This window comes from Bartonella massiliensis, from assembly GCF_902150025.1.
GTDB classification, from domain to species: Bacteria; Pseudomonadota; Alphaproteobacteria; order Rhizobiales; family Rhizobiaceae; genus Bartonella; species Bartonella massiliensis.
The window spans coordinates 20,695-34,714 of record NZ_CABFVS010000019.1; the positions used below are offsets into that span (position 1 = coordinate 20,695).

14 protein-coding genes, 1 tRNA gene and 1 pseudogene are annotated in these 14,020 nt (G+C 42.1%); 5 read left to right on the forward strand and 11 right to left on the reverse strand.

The features are described 5' to 3' along the window. Positions 1 to 207 precede the first annotated feature (207 nt). On the forward strand, positions 208 to 909 hold the full coding sequence (gene ctrA / locus FNZ60_RS04950; protein WP_142416567.1) for a response regulator transcription factor CtrA: 702 nt from the start codon (positions 208 to 210) through the stop codon (positions 907 to 909). A 224-nt stretch (positions 910 to 1,133) separates the two neighbouring features. Here the strand turns inward: ctrA and chpT are convergent, their stop codons facing one another. Next, a complete protein-coding gene (chpT, locus tag FNZ60_RS04955; protein ID WP_142416568.1) occupies positions 1,134 to 1,772 on the reverse strand; it encodes a histidine phosphotransferase ChpT in 639 nt (212 codons plus the stop codon). 217 nt (positions 1,773 to 1,989) lie between these two features. Between chpT and FNZ60_RS04960 the strand changes: the two genes are divergently transcribed. Together FNZ60_RS04960 and FNZ60_RS10590 are read left to right on the forward strand one after the other, a co-directional pair. After that, positions 1,990 to 2,586: a DUF1134 domain-containing protein gene (locus FNZ60_RS04960; RefSeq protein ID WP_142416569.1), complete on the forward strand. Its 597-nt coding sequence runs from the start codon at positions 1,990 to 1,992 to the stop codon at positions 2,584 to 2,586. Positions 2,587 to 2,613: 27 nt separating this feature from the next. Continuing rightward, positions 2,614 to 3,254: pseudogene (locus FNZ60_RS10590) on the forward strand (hypothetical protein). A 319-nt stretch (positions 3,255 to 3,573) separates the two neighbouring features. On the opposite strand, the gene FNZ60_RS04975 reads toward FNZ60_RS10590, so the two are convergent. Further along, positions 3,574 to 4,689 carry a DegT/DnrJ/EryC1/StrS family aminotransferase gene (locus tag FNZ60_RS04975; RefSeq protein ID WP_142416571.1) on the reverse strand — a complete coding sequence of 372 codons (1,116 nt, stop codon included), beginning with the start codon at positions 4,687 to 4,689 and terminating at the stop codon, positions 3,574 to 3,576. A 49-nt stretch (positions 4,690 to 4,738) separates the two neighbouring features. Next, positions 4,739 to 5,695, reverse strand: coding sequence for a Gfo/Idh/MocA family protein (locus FNZ60_RS04980; protein ID WP_142416572.1), 957 nt, complete (start codon positions 5,693 to 5,695; stop codon positions 4,739 to 4,741). A gap of 169 nt (positions 5,696 to 5,864) precedes the next feature. On the opposite strand from FNZ60_RS04980, the gene FNZ60_RS04985 reads away from it, so the two are divergent. Further along, a tRNA-Met gene (locus FNZ60_RS04985) sits at positions 5,865 to 5,941 on the forward strand. A 419-nt stretch (positions 5,942 to 6,360) separates the two neighbouring features. Beyond that, positions 6,361 to 6,618, forward strand: a complete 258-nt coding sequence (locus tag FNZ60_RS04990; RefSeq protein ID WP_142416573.1) for a hypothetical protein — start codon at positions 6,361 to 6,363, stop codon at positions 6,616 to 6,618. A gap of 60 nt (positions 6,619 to 6,678) precedes the next feature. Here FNZ60_RS04990 and FNZ60_RS04995 read toward each other — a convergent pair whose 3' ends face one another. The 8 genes from FNZ60_RS04995 to FNZ60_RS05030 all read right to left on the reverse strand — a co-directional run. After that, a complete protein-coding gene (locus FNZ60_RS04995; RefSeq protein ID WP_142416574.1) occupies positions 6,679 to 7,674 on the reverse strand; it encodes a phage late control D family protein in 996 nt (331 codons plus the stop codon). Further along, positions 7,674 to 7,928 carry a tail protein X gene (locus tag FNZ60_RS05000; protein WP_142416575.1) on the reverse strand — a complete coding sequence of 85 codons (255 nt, stop codon included), beginning with the start codon at positions 7,926 to 7,928 and terminating at the stop codon, positions 7,674 to 7,676. Before FNZ60_RS05000 ends, FNZ60_RS04995 begins: the two co-directional genes overlap by 1 nt. Beyond that, on the reverse strand, positions 7,925 to 8,395 hold the full coding sequence (locus FNZ60_RS05005) for a phage tail protein (protein ID WP_142416576.1): 471 nt from the start codon (positions 8,393 to 8,395) through the stop codon (positions 7,925 to 7,927). The genes FNZ60_RS05000 and FNZ60_RS05005 overlap by 4 nt, the downstream gene beginning before the upstream one ends. Positions 8,396 to 8,406: 11 nt before the next feature. Next, positions 8,407 to 10,740 (reverse strand): phage tail tape measure protein, encoded by a 2,334-nt coding sequence (locus FNZ60_RS05010; protein WP_142416577.1) that lies wholly within the window; start codon positions 10,738 to 10,740, stop codon positions 8,407 to 8,409. 131 nt (positions 10,741 to 10,871) lie between these two features. Further along, complete coding sequence (locus FNZ60_RS05015) at positions 10,872 to 11,285, reverse strand: hypothetical protein (RefSeq protein ID WP_142416578.1); 414 nt, start codon at positions 11,283 to 11,285, stop codon at positions 10,872 to 10,874. A 9-nt stretch (positions 11,286 to 11,294) separates the two neighbouring features. Next, the gene (locus FNZ60_RS05020) at positions 11,295 to 11,813 is read right to left on the reverse strand and encodes a phage major tail tube protein (RefSeq protein ID WP_142416579.1); all 519 of its coding nucleotides are present in this window, start codon (positions 11,811 to 11,813) and stop codon (positions 11,295 to 11,297) included. Further along, complete coding sequence (locus FNZ60_RS05025) at positions 11,810 to 13,099, reverse strand: phage tail sheath C-terminal domain-containing protein (protein ID WP_142416580.1); 1,290 nt, start codon at positions 13,097 to 13,099, stop codon at positions 11,810 to 11,812. The genes FNZ60_RS05020 and FNZ60_RS05025 overlap by 4 nt, the downstream gene beginning before the upstream one ends. A gap of 217 nt (positions 13,100 to 13,316) precedes the next feature. Next, on the reverse strand, positions 13,317 to 14,020 hold a 704-nt coding region (locus FNZ60_RS05030; RefSeq protein ID WP_342774753.1), incomplete at its 5' end, for a glycine-rich domain-containing protein.

The window sequence follows — 14,020 nt, forward strand, 5'->3', positions numbered from 1 at the left end:
CTTTCAAAAATAAAAATATTTTGTTAACCACTATCATGGATAGTAGGGATTTTAGTAGTGATTGTTACGCGTACTACTGGAATATTCATAAATGCTTTATTATAAGTGTTTGATTTCATAATCTTTTATAACAGTGTTTTTGCCCACTGTTTATAAAATAGAAATGCTCCTTTATGATTCGTGAGGGAGCGAAATGAGGGATCTAAAATGCGCGTATTATTAATTGAAGATGATAGAGCGGTTACTAAAAGCATTGAGTTGATGCTAAAGTCAGCCAATTTTAATGTCTATATCACTGATCTAGGTGAAGAAGGTATCGATTTAGGAAAGCTTTATGATTATGATATCATTTTGCTTGATTTAAATCTTCCCGATATGTCAGGGTATGATGTCTTGCGGACTTTGAGATTAGCAAAAATAAAAACACCTGTTCTTATTCTTTCCGGTATGAATGCTATTGAAGACAAAGTCCGTGGTTTTGGCTTTGGAGCAGACGACTATATGACGAAGCCTTTTCATAAGGATGAGCTCATTGCACGTATTCATGCCGTTGTTCGTCGTTCTAAAGGACACGCACAATCGGTTATTGTTACCGGTGATCTTATTGTTAATCTTGACGCAAAAACCGTCGAAGTTGCAGGACGCCCCGTTCATTTAACCGGTAAAGAATACCAAATGCTAGAGCTTCTCTCTTTACGCAAAGGCACAACACTTACCAAGGAAATGTTTCTCAATCATCTCTATGGTGGAATGGATGAACCAGAGCTAAAAATTATCGATGTTTTTATCTGTAAATTGCGGAAAAAATTGGAAGCAATCTCTTCTAATGCCAATTACATTGATACCGTTTGGGGACGTGGTTATGTATTGCGTGATCCAGTGGAAGAGAACGTACGAAAAACCGCTTAAACAGTGAAAATATACATTGTAAAATCTCGGGGTGTAGCGGGCCGAGATTTTTCCCCAAGCGTTTTTCTATCACCAATAAAAAAACTCGCACACAAATAGTCTCATATAGAAAGCGCTTAAAGCTTAAAAAGTAACCACACCCTATTTAAAAATATAATCTTATCGCTCGTAAATTTGATCGAAGTTTCTTTCTCGCCAACACGGCTTAAGCACTTCTCTCTTATTCAAAGTTTTTTTACACTTTCTAAAACAATACAACCATCTTTTTCATCAATATTTATTTTCATCTCTGTTATTTGGGAAAGTAACATTGTATAATAAAATTGGATGACATGTGCATCAATAAGCTCTTCTTGAACATCTCCATGATACAATGCAAGAAAATGGGGAGGAATACGGAGAATTTTACCGAAAATTTCAAATCGAAATAAACGCTTATTTTCTTCTTGCACAATCATCACAACAATTTCACCGCTACGAGAAACCGTTGCATTTGCAATCAATAACAAATTAAGCAAAAGTTTAACTTCATCTTTTTGTAATAAAAAAGAGGAAGCCTGCCATTTTAAAGTTGCTTTTTCTTGTTGCATATATTGCCGAGCAACCTGCTCTGCGTCCCGTGTGTCTATTTGCCCTCCACTTGCACCAGAAAAACCAAAAGCCAATCGCGCAAATTGTAGACGTGCAGAAGCACTCGCAATAGACAAACGCACCAATTGCAAAGCATCTTCTTCAGCTCCTCCTTCATCATAAAGCTCCATTGCATTTTGAATAGCGCCCACAGGTGAAATCAAATCATGGCAAATACGACTACAAAGCAAAGCTGCAAGATCCATAGGTTTCAAAGAAATAGCGAACGTCATAACGATTGAAAACTCCTAAATTCAAAAAAACAAACTTTATTTTAAAGAAAAACTCTTAACATCTGATGCATAAGATAAAACATTAACAATCATGCTAAAAAAAATTTCAGAAATAAATTCAAGAATTTAAATAACCTTACATCTTATTTTTTATTTGAATAGAATAAAAATCCTAATATTATCTCTTTGTTTGTCACTAATAAAAGGAGAAAACTCCATGACTCTCTCTCTGCTAAAATACTGCTACAAAAATATTATATCTTTAATCTTCCTTTTATTCGTCAGCATAAACACTGCACATTCTCAACTAAAACCAGTAGAACCAAACGAGCCTCATTATTCACTCCAAGAAATTATTGATTCTGGTCATATTTTTTTTGGAAAAACAGCCAGCGGTCTAGCCGTTGCCATTCAAAATATTTTTTCACAATACGGTTATCCTAATGCCTATATTTTAGGAGAAGAAGCTTCTGGTGCCTTTTTTGCTGGATTAACCTATGGCGAAGGAAAGGTCTTTACCAAAAGCTATGGTCAGCATAAAGTTTTTTGGCAAGGTCCCTCAGTGGGATGGGATTTTGGTGGTCAAGGTTCCCGTCTTATGATCTTGGTTTACAATCTTAATAATATAAATAATTTATGGGGACGCTATGGTGGTATTTCAGGTTCGGCCTATTTAATTGCAGGTGTTGGTTTTCATGTCCTCAAATACCATGATACCTTGTTAATCCCTATACGGACGGGAATTGGTGCACGTCTTGGTATCAATATAGGATATTTAAAATTAACACCGAAACCGACATGGAATCCGTTTTAAACGTATTCTGACTTGAAAAGGGGTATCATGCTTATTCAATCATTTCTTTTTTTTATTCTTGGCGTTGCTTCCGTTTCTTGGTTACTGATGCTTTTATCCCCTCTTATTTGGCGTAAAGCCGTTCATTTTGCGCATAAAGATATTTGTGCGCAAATTCCATTATCACGCGCGGAAATAGAAGCAAACCATGATTTTCTTCGTGCTCAACATGCTGTAGAATTAGCAAAAAATCAACAAAAGTACGAATCTTTGCAAAAAAAATACGCCCAACAGAAAATACAACTAAACCAAGTAACAAATCAGTTTTATCGTCTATACCTTCCCACACAAGGCATTCCGACCAAAGAATGCCATAGCCATCAAACAAAAGATCACCGCAACAAATATCTTCAAGGAAAAGCAAAATGATGCATGAAAAAATCACACACTATCAGCAACGTTTACAAAAAATCCAAACGCATGAATCCGGCAACACTGCAAACCAGCAAATGCTAGAAGAACTGCGTGAAGAAACAAAAGAACTGGCAGCAACACTAGCCGCTCAAATAGCGCTCCAAGAGGGGAATACATCCCCAATCAATACACTGATTCAAAAATCTAAAAGCAAACATGACCTAGCATCACGCATTCGCAAAAAAATAAATTTTCTCTCTAAAAGCCCCCTTTAATGAATTATCTTTTAAAACACCTTAAATGAAGAGTAAAGTCAACAAAAGCTCATTGTGACTTTCATAACTCAAATAATTTTTATTAAGCGTGACTTTCTCGCCAAGCGAAAGAACAAAGTTTTTCAACCCAGAGCATTTTATAAAAAATTCATCTTTTCGTCTAGAAATTCCATTTTACAAGCATGTCACAATTCTAAAGGATAGTGTTTTATGGGGCTTAGAAGAAAAAATCCTTAAAAATGTTTCTCATACGCCCTAATAAAAAAACATCTTCTAAGATGGACCTAAAGCTATAGGTTAAAAAAATAAAAGCACGCTCTCAAGAGTAAAAATCTTTTATTTTTTGGACAATCATATCCTGATCGGTTTGCGTCAAATAAGGATGCATCGGCAAACTTAACACACAATCCCCTAAAGACTCTGAAACAGAAAGGGTATCTTTTACATAAGGAAAGTGTTTATAAGCTGGCTGTTGATGTAAAGGCGTTTTATAATAAATCATTGTAGGGATAGAATTTTTTTGTAAAAAATCTTTTAATTTATCACGTTCTTTGACCTTAATCGTATATTGTGCATAAGCAGAACGAATATTTTCTCCTATTTCTGGAACTGTAACAATATCTCTTAAACGATTGGAATAGCGTTGCGCAATTTCTACACGCTTTTCCATTTCATCTTCAAAAATCACAAACTTTTCGAGCAAAATTGCAGCTTGAATACTATCAAGACGCGAATTCATACCAATCCGTACATTGTCATATTGTGTTGCACCTTTACCATGAAACAAAATAGAGCGTAAAAGTTCTGCCAAATCATCATCATTGGTCATCATAGCGCCTCCATCGCCATAACACCCTAACGGTTTTGCAGGATAAAAACTTGTGGCCGCCACGTCACCAAAAGCACCGCACATAGTATTACCGCTTCTTCCTCCCATAGATTGAGCAGCATCTTCAATGACAAAAAGATTTTCCTTTGCAGCTACTTGAGCAATGTGCACATAGTCAGCCGCAAGACCAAATAAATCAACAGTAATAATAGCCTTTGGCTTTAGGCGTCCCTCTTTTTTAATCATTTCGATAGCGTGAGAAAGTTTTTCAACATCAATATTGAATGTATCAGGCAAAACATCCACAAAAACAGGCTCAGCCCCTACCAAAGCAACCACTTCAGCCGTTGCAGAAAACGTAAAACTCGGACAAAATACAGCATCTCCTGGACCAATATTTTTAGCCATAAGAGGCATCTTCAAGGCATCTGTTCCATTAGCACATGCAATCACATGTTTAACGCCAAGATACTCTGCCAATTTCTCTTCAAATTCGGTTACTTTTGGCCCCAAAATATACTTACCACTAGCGACCACATGTGCAATTGCAGAATTAATTTTATCTTCAATACGCGCACGCTGCGCCCCAAGGTCGATGAATTGCATATTAACTCCATTGATCATCACAAGAATGTAAAAGCGCTACCTATCTCTTTTATCGATCATAATTGACATGAGCAGCTGTTAAAATTCGTAAAACCGCAATAGCATCATCACCATTTGTACGCGGTAATTGACGTGTTTTAATACAATGAAGAAAATGCTGCAATTCACAAGTAAGCGGCAAATCTTCACAAACATCAATGTAACTCAGATCATCCATGCTAAAAGCCCACTCTTGATTCTCTTTCCAAACGGCAAAATGATGCATTGCCAATTTACGACTCCACGGTTCCATATCATCAAAAATGAGCATAGCTTTTGTCCCGACAACGATTAAACGCCTTTCGCGATAAGGACTCAAGCGTGAAGTAAAAAGATGGCTACGTATACCATTGGGAAAAATCATATGAACATGAGAAAAATCAGAAATGTGATCAATGACAGCAGCTCCCTCACCGCGAATTTCGGAAGGTTCACATCCTGTCAATGCCAAAATCATTGAGAGATCATGAGGAGCAAGATCCCATAAAGCATCACTGTGTGTATGAAATTTTCCAAAGCCTAATCGATGAGAATAAATATATTGTACTTCTCCCAATTCTCCATTTTTCACCAATTCACACATTTTTTCAAAAGCTGGATGAAACCGTAAAATATGACCCACCATTAAAATCCGTTCATATTGGCGAGCAACTTGCACTTGCTGTTCAGCATCCGCAACATTCAAGGCTATTGGTTTTTCCACAAAAACATCTTTACCATTTTTAACAGCACGCAACACATTTTGTGTATGAAATTGTGGAGGCAGCGCTAATACTAGCGCATCAATATTTTTATGAGCAAAAAGATCATCTGGTGGAAGAGCCTCTACACCATATATCGCTGCAAAACTGGCAGCACGATCAGCATCAATATCAGAAATTGCTGCTAAAGCCCCAAGAGAGTGGAGTGTCCGTATATGATTTCCACCCCAATGACCGCATCCTAAAACCGCTACACGTGGCACCATTTTTATGCCTTACCTTACCTCATCAATAAAAATTATATTTTCCTATTACTCCATATCGAGGATAAAATAGAATGACAAGCAAAAAGCTTAAAAACGATGCTTGACATCTTACTATTCTACCCCTTATATCCCCAGAAGATGTGATTATTTGCAGTAATTTTTTTGTTTTGGCGGAGTAGCTCAGTAGGTTAGAGCAGAGGAATCATAATCCTTGTGTCGGGGGTTCAAATCCCTCCTCCGCTACCATTTTTCTTTATTGTTGTATGTAGCTTGCCAGCGGATTTTGTATGTAGCTTGCCAGCAGGTTTTGTATATTTTGCCACCAGGTTTTGTACCAATTTATTTTGTTTCACATGATTTTTAAGGGGTTCTCAAAGGGTCTTCAAAGACCTTTCAAAGATTGTAGCTTGCCAGCAGGTTTTGTATATTTTGCCACCAGGTTTTGTACCAATTTATTTTCTTTAAAATGATTTTTAAGGGGTTCTCAAAGGGTCTTCAAAGACCTTTCAAAGATCATTTTAAGCCTCTTTAATGAGTCTTTATTTTTCTTCTCTTAAAGGTCGCAATTTCTGATGATCAGTCATGAGCAAGAATCGCATTAAAAGAATCGTATTATTTGAGAAGAAGCATGCATAAAATGGTACCTTTTCTTTAGCATAAACTGCGTGACAGCTTTTCAGTTTTCTGAGGCATTATTAAAAAACAAAAGAAGCTTGGAAGAATTCGGTCATGTTGACCGTATTGCACTTCTATATGCAATTGCGCAATGTTTGCACTATTACTTGTTTGAGGAATTGGGTAAACATTACCCTATTGCTGGCCTCATGCAATTGGATCAACTTGATCCTATTGCTCCTTTAAGGTATAGGGACAACTTGTCCCAATTGCTCTCTCCCACCCAAAGTGCAAACCTTGCACTTTAATCTCAAGAAACATCACTACCGATCAAAGGAGCAGGTTGCACCTTTGATTTTCTGTTCTGATCAAGTTTCCCTTTCTCCTGTTTCCTTTCCTTGATTTAGCGCTTCTAGGGTAATTTCTGTGATGTATCCGCTTTGCTTTTCATAGCGATGGGTCACGGTTGCAGCATGCCATGGGCCATTGATTTCGCCTCGAAACCCTTGAAGCAAAAGCGGTTGCCCCGCCATGATTTCAGGGCGCCCCTCAAGGCTTAAAGAACCACTACCCATGGCTCGACAAAGCCTATCCGACTCAGAAGCAGCCGCAGCTTGTGCTTGCTGCTTACAAGGGTAGCACGTCCGCAGACGGCGAATGGGCCCCGTATACCCTGTGCGATGCGTAACAACGTGCTGTTGCCCTTTTGCGCGATCAAAATACCGTGCTTCTATCATGCCATATTGGGTGCGTGGCTCGAGACTAAACTCCCAATGGGAACACTCCTGTTGATGAATTGTCTGGAGGGGGAGATTGTCCCCGCTTAAAAATAAAAACTTATTGTCTTTGATCAAAAAACGTGCCTGCATCCGATCAGCAAGGCGGGTTAAAAAATCAATCGCCGATTGATCGGTGCGCACCACATAAGGCAAGGTTTGTTTGGTAAATTTGGGACTGACCTTTGCTTGATAACCATGACGTTTGGCAAGGCTCTCAACAATCTCAGCAATGGTTTTATGATCAAAATGCTCACTCGCCTGTTCTTTGATCTCTGCACGCATGGAAGCGCTTTTGCCACAAAGGCGCAAAATCTCTCCATCACTGCCCCCACAACTGATCACCGTCTCCACAACAAAACGCCCCATAAAGGCACGAATGCTGTTCTCATAACCAAAGGTGACATGGAGCGCAGTGTTACTGGAGGGGATCTCTAAATCATTGCCGCTATCATCAAATTCCGCCTCGAATGTATCGGCTTCATTACCCGCATTGTCTGTGATGGTTGCCGTTAAAAGACGTTGGTAAAAAACTTCATGAACAAGCTTCTCCCCTACCCTCACCTCAATAAAGGGATGTGTGCGCATTAATCCCATAGCCGTTTGACCACGCTGTTTTTTTCTTGGGAAATAAATTCAGGTAAAAGAACCTTTAAGCCCCGCGGCAAAAAAGCATCATACCCCGCAATCTCTGGATTAGCCTCCAGTGTGGCTTCTAAATAACCTTTCAGTAAACCAGCTTGCCTCCGGTCTCCTAAAACAGACAAGGCATGGTGATAACAAATGAGGTCTAAACTCATATCCTCTAGTTCGACCACAAGCTGTTTTGCGGGGATCTTCATGAGGTATCCTCCTCTTGCCCCCCTTGGTATTGCCCTATTTGATATTGACCTTGCGGCTTGCCCCCATCAAAAAACGGCAACAGGCTAATGGAATAGCGAATACGCCCCGATTGACCAGAGCGGCTAATATAGTCATGGTCTTTCGTGACACTGGTAATCACCACGGATCCAAGCATTAAGGCACTGTAGCTATCATCACTCATCCAACGGATCATCTGAACGGGTTGAGCCGCACGTATGGTTCTGGTGATGGCATCAATGGCAACCCGGTCACCAAACTCTTCTGGAAATAATACCCCGTGGATGGTTTTGGGATCATTGCCATAGCCGGTAAATTGCAAACCAGGGGCCCCACCAAAACGCTCTAAGCAAACCCATGAGGCAGAGAATTCCTCTTCAAAAGATTGGAAGTTCAACCAGTCCACATAAAATTGATGCGGTCCCAACATCAGCAAAGGATCTTGCATACTCCCTCCCCTTATTCTGTTCCGCCATGCAAGGCATTGGCCCCTGCCCGTTGCAAGGCATGACGAACCGCATAACCAGTTGCAATAGGATCACGCGCGCCATTGACATGCACCGTGACATTTTGATTGTGCGTAATGGGGACGCGTTCTTTGTCTTTTGCTTCTGTGAGAGGCGCATTGGCACGACCAGCCCCCGAAAATTGCACAACAGGCTGAGGCGTTTTGCCTCCTAAAAAACTTGGCAAATAATCTCTTACATCAATCGACCCAATCCACCCCTTTATGCGGTGAGGTAAAGATTTACAAAAGTCCGTCAATTGTGAGATGGTGCCCATAAAACCATTAACAATCCAACTCCCTAAATCTTCTCCGGCTTGTTCCATGCTTGCCTTGGCACTATCCGTGAGCTTTTCTTGAGAGAAAAAACGCTTCAACCACCCCCAAAAATTGGAAAGGCTTTGTTTAATCCCCTCCCACAAATCTTCAAAGCTTTGAGCAACAAAGGAAAGTCCTTGTTTAAACTTTTGCCAGTGGGCAGAAAAATCAAAGGCAGAAGCAATGATATTCTTCCAACGGGTGATGGTGCTGGTATCAGCACCAAAAAAACGCATGACAGCTTCAAAGGCACGACCAAAAGCGCGGATTAGCCCCCGTGCAAATCCTTTGACAAAGGAAGAAAAGCGATCCCAATATTTCCACAAAACAAAACAAGTCGCAATGATGACAGCCACAACAGCAGCAATCAGAGCACCGATTGGGGTAAATACAGCCCCAACAACAGAAGCAATACCTGCCCCAACCACTTCGATCGCTGTCCCTATCCAGCCAAAAGAGGCAGCAAATGCTGTACCTGAAATTGCGATCCCTCGCAAAGCTCCCATCAATAAAGTCATGGGGCGTAAGAGTCGCAGTGAACTTGCCCCAAGACCTGCAGTTAACAAGCCCAGTGAGCGCCCTGAAGCCAAGAGCCCGCGCCAACTTGCCTTCAGCGCACCACTAACAGCCCTCATCTTGATAAAAGAGGCAATCAATTGCAGGACCCCAAGGCGGGTTCCCGCCATGGTAAAACGTACAACCCGCAAAGCAATATTAAAAGCCATCAGGGCGGCAATGGTTTTGATGATCACACCGGTTAAAACAGGGTGTTCATTAGCCCATGCCATCAGAACGTTTAAAAAACCACCAACAGTTTCCATTAAACTGTTGACAGGAGGCAGAAGCACTTCACCAATGGTAACCCCTAAAGCCACAATGCGGTTTTGTAACAGTTCAAATTGCCGCATGGCACCGGTTGCTTGTTTATCTGCCTCTTGTTCGACAGAGCCTTTAAAGACTTTTGGGTCTTCAACAAACTTTAAGGCTTGCCCTACCAATTCGGGGTTACCCACCAGTTTGGCAAAATCACCGGTAAAGTCGCGTCCTGCAATGGCAATCAGTGAACGCATCCCCTGTTCGGATTTGCCCAACACATCAAAAAAACGCACCAAGGTACCGGTGGCATCTTTCTCCAAATCTTCCATAAATTTTTGACGAGAGAGACCAATATTGGTAAAAGCATCTTCAATATGCTTTCCTCCCGCCTGAATACGGGCACTGATAGAGTTAAAACCACGTGCTGCACTCTCTGGAACAATCCCAGCAGAAATCATCGCCGTCCCAAAGGCCGCCGTCTCACGGGCTGTCAGTTTAAACATGGTTGCCGCTCCGGTCGCCCGATTGGTAAAGTCAGACACCTCACTTGCCTTAGCCGCCATGTGGTTGGAAAGATGGTTGATAGCATCCCCTAAATCTTCGATGCCTGCTTGATTAAGCTTAAAGACATTGCGCAATTTGGCAAAGCGCTCACCAATCTGATCCCCCGTCATATCAAAGGCGACCGCTGCCTTGGCGGCATAAATACTAAAAGCCTCGAGATCTTGTTCACCAATCCCTGCTTGGCTGGCACTGGTCATCAGTTCTAACACTTCACGAGCGGCGAGAGGAATTTTGGTGGAGGTTTCAAGCGCAAAACGACGCAATTCTTTTAAACGATCAAGGGGGGCATCCAGAACCTTTTCCAAGCCTTTCATCGATTGGTCAAATTGCATGGCTTTATAAAGAGGCGCAATTAAGGTTGCGGTTTGAGCCATGGCGCCTACCATGCGCCCACGCGCATGAATATAAGCATTTTGCGCTTTTGCTGTAGCTTCCTCCAAGTGCTCAGGGTCAAACCACCCTTTAAAATGCTTGCGTGTTTGGTTTTGGAAATGCGCAATATCGAGGCTAAAGGCTCTTAAGTCTCGCTTAGCAGAGGTGATCCCTTCTTGGAGATGATTCACAAAACGCACAACAAGGGAAACATCCATAAGCGTATCTCATCCTAACATTTGGCTTTCATATTCTTGTTGTTTCAAGCGCACTAATTCTTCGCGATAGGCAATCACATCCAACCAATCCATCTGATTGATCTCTAGAGGAGACCAGTGGTAATAAAGGGCTAGTTCGGCTCCAAATTGTCCGGCATAGAGGATTGGCGTTTGGGAAAAAAAGCCAAAAAAGCCTTAAAAACAGCCACAAGATCAAGCAAATCAAGACGATTAATCAGTTCAACGGATTCATGCGACATCTCTGCCAAAAGTGCGGCGATTCCTTCCATGGCTGCATGGGTGAGTAACGCCTCACAAAGCTTGAAAATGAGAACATCATTGCTCAAGGGTGTTTTATCCTCTTCTAAAGCGGGGAGAATGAACTTTGCCAACTGTGGTCCCATCAACACGGCTAATTGGCGTGCTTGCTTGAAGTTTGGGCGATAAAAGGTCAATTTGTGCCGTGTGGATTCTTTGCCATCCTTGTCTTGATAGACAAGGGGAACCTGCAATTCCACAGCAACACTTGTTTGTAAACTGGTCATGATCAATTCCTATAAATTAAGTATAGCGCGGCGGCGTCCACCGATCTCTTGTCCATTGCGCACCAGCCAACCGCCTCGTTTAAAGGAAAAGCGGTGCAAAACAGAACCATCCCAAAATTCCGTATAGTCCCAGATATTTTTGATCTCACAATCATAGCCTGTGGCTTTTCCAGCCGTTAAGCTTTCGCTATCGACTTTGACCAAACGCCCCGTGACATCAATGGAATGTTCATGCTCGCGTCCATCTTCTTCAGACACCACATGTTTTTTGCCGGTAAATTTATGACGAAGACCAGGAGGCCCCCCAAAGATGCCGATGATTTCGGGGGTATGGCTGTGGATCTTCATTTGTAAGTTTAAGGCTTTCACACCAAGACCACTCACATCAATTTGCATATCAGAGCCCCCTGGTTGATAGGTTTCAGTGATTTCTTCTAAAGTTGGAAGTTTGAGTGTTTCAAGATCAAGATGAAGGTTTACATCATCATCAACAATCAGGGTAAAACCACGAACAATTCTTAAAGTCATGCGTTACTCCTTGCTGCTTTGCGATAGGTATCAAGCGTATCACCAAAAGTATGGGTCATTTTATTTTGGATATCTTCAGCGAGCCGATTAAAGTAAGCGCCATTGCGCCGGCTGCCAAAGCTTAAATCTTCGAGAGGAGGGACTTCTTCTGCATCAAATTCCACCCGCAGTTTTCCCAATTGTAAATTGCTGTTGGAATTTAAATCACGGTCAAACCAAACCCGCCCCCCTAAAAGCGCACCGCGCGCAATCATATCATCAAGAAACTGTGTAAGACTGCGGGTAAGTGCAATAACATGTTGACCGGTCAGGTTTTCGTCATTGGCCCAAGGGCGCAAATTGTTAATGATGGTTTTTTCCAAGGCGGCGCGGGTACGCACCACATTGACAAAGCGCCAGAGTGGATCACTCGAGGTGGTGTGATTGCCCCATAAAATACGCCCATTGGCAGCCGGTTGTCCTTGGGAATTTTGGCTAAGGCGGGCTGGAATAAAGGTGGCAATATCAGCTTGATTAAGACGATTAGCCTCATGATCAATTTCCCCATCAAAATAGCTAATGGGGCGCGCTGTGCCTAAAATGCCTTTGACATCTTGGTTGGAGGGAGACCAAAAAACACCTCCTTTTTGTTTATCTCGTTTGATAAACATGGCTGCCACAAAGGGGCTTGCCGGTTTGATACTAAAGCCCCCCTCACTATTTGCTACCCGCACAAAGGGATCAATCAGATAACAAAAGCGTGAGGAGAAATCTGCGCGAAAGGCAAGGCTTTCTTCCGTATTTTTGCCCCCCGTATCAAAAACCGCAATGGCTTGTAGCTTTTCGGCAACCTGTTCTAGAGCATCTGCTAGCGGGTTTTTAGCATTATCAAGGCGCCCTGCACTATAAGCTGGCGCTAAGAGAATTCCAGGTTCCACACCTAAATGCCCTCTAGCATGCGCTAGGGCATGAACACCGGTTAAAGCAACACTTGACCCCACCATTTCGGTTTGTGTTTCAGCCATAGTGGATTTTTCTTCCACCCGCACAAGGATCACTTGTGCCTCAATTCCTTGCGCACGCACGGCGCTAATCACATCAAGGGCTGTGCCTTTTTGCCCAAGCTTTTGGATTTTCTCTGTCTCATGGGTAAAGACCAACACGGGCTCGTTAAGGGGATAGGTTTTTGCATCTGCATCAGGGGCTGTAACAACCGCCCCAATGGCGGTTTGGCTAAACATCTCTAGGGGGCGAGACGCTTGACCATCCTCAATGAGACGAATACCATGATTAAATTCTGTTGCCATTTTGCTCTCCAAATCAATGAAGAGACACTAACAACTATCAACATGCTCCATAAGACTGACAGTGTCAGTCAAAAAAGCCCTTTAAAAGGGCTTTGAAAGAGCGATAAAAGAACTTTAAAAACATATAAATTCTGCTTATACAACAGCTATCCATTTGACTTGCGCTATCTTTGAGTTTTGCATTTAATCTTTCCATAATCTTATAAGAACAGCCCCATCAGCTCCAGCACCGCTTGGATAAAGGTAATAGCGAGAGCCAGCACCACCACCACCAAAGCCACGCCCTGCTTTTCCTGAAGTATAATTGCCTTCCCCACCACTTCCAACTCCACCCCCCCCCACCTCTTGATGTATCGCCTCCAGCATCTCCTCCACTTCCACTTATATTGTTTCTTCCACTCGTTCCAGCGTAACCATCTCCGCCTTTAGCAAGTCCTAGATGTTCGTCTGTTGCTAAACCAAAATTTCCACCAATTCCTCCAGCACCACCAGAACCTAAAGAACGAATACCTGCGTAACCACCATTTCCTCCTGTCGCAGTGATAAAATTTTTGCCAACGGTTGTTGTGCCGCCAGAATTTCCTGTCGCACTAAGTTCTGAAACAGAAGTTCCTCCTTTACCAATAGCGATATTCTCATGCCCATTTAAACTGACTTTATAGCCATACCATACTGAACAACCACCTCCGCCTCCACCACCACCCATATATGGATTATTAGTTGTACCACCACTACCTCCACCACCCCAAGCTTGGATCTCAACTTTGGTTTTATCCGTCACCCAGTCTGGCCATTCAATTTTGCCATCTTGCGTATAGAGCAATTCAGCATCAGCAAGTTCAGACCAATTAATGAGTTTATCAATCAAACCATTTTTGATTTTTTTTACTTCTTGCTTGAGGATATCTATTTCTGATTTTG

Excerpts from the sequence above, each read along its gene's own strand:
- ctrA (WP_142416567.1), top strand. The coding sequence starts at position 208 with ATGCGCGTATTATTAATTGAAGATGATAGAGCGGTTACTAAAAGCATT.
- chpT (WP_142416568.1), bottom strand. The coding sequence starts at position 1,772 with ATGACGTTCGCTATTTCTTTGAAACCTATGGATCTTGCAGCTTTGCTT.
- FNZ60_RS04960 (WP_142416569.1), top strand. The coding sequence starts at position 1,990 with ATGACTCTCTCTCTGCTAAAATACTGCTACAAAAATATTATATCTTTA.
- FNZ60_RS04975 (WP_142416571.1), bottom strand. The coding sequence starts at position 4,689 with ATGCAATTCATCGACCTTGGGGCGCAGCGTGCGCGTATTGAAGATAAA.
- FNZ60_RS04980 (WP_142416572.1), bottom strand. The coding sequence starts at position 5,695 with ATGGTGCCACGTGTAGCGGTTTTAGGATGCGGTCATTGGGGTGGAAAT.
- FNZ60_RS04995 (WP_142416574.1), bottom strand. The coding sequence starts at position 7,674 with ATGCGCACACATCCCTTTATTGAGGTGAGGGTAGGGGAGAAGCTTGTT.
- FNZ60_RS05000 (WP_142416575.1), bottom strand. The coding sequence starts at position 7,928 with ATGAAGATCCCCGCAAAACAGCTTGTGGTCGAACTAGAGGATATGAGT.
- FNZ60_RS05005 (WP_142416576.1), bottom strand. The coding sequence starts at position 8,395 with ATGCAAGATCCTTTGCTGATGTTGGGACCGCATCAATTTTATGTGGAC.
- FNZ60_RS05010 (WP_142416577.1), bottom strand. The coding sequence starts at position 10,740 with ATGGATGTTTCCCTTGTTGTGCGTTTTGTGAATCATCTCCAAGAAGGG.
- FNZ60_RS05015 (WP_142416578.1), bottom strand. The coding sequence starts at position 11,285 with ATGACCAGTTTACAAACAAGTGTTGCTGTGGAATTGCAGGTTCCCCTT.
- FNZ60_RS05020 (WP_142416579.1), bottom strand. The coding sequence starts at position 11,813 with ATGACTTTAAGAATTGTTCGTGGTTTTACCCTGATTGTTGATGATGAT.
- FNZ60_RS05025 (WP_142416580.1), bottom strand. The coding sequence starts at position 13,099 with ATGGCAACAGAATTTAATCATGGTATTCGTCTCATTGAGGATGGTCAA.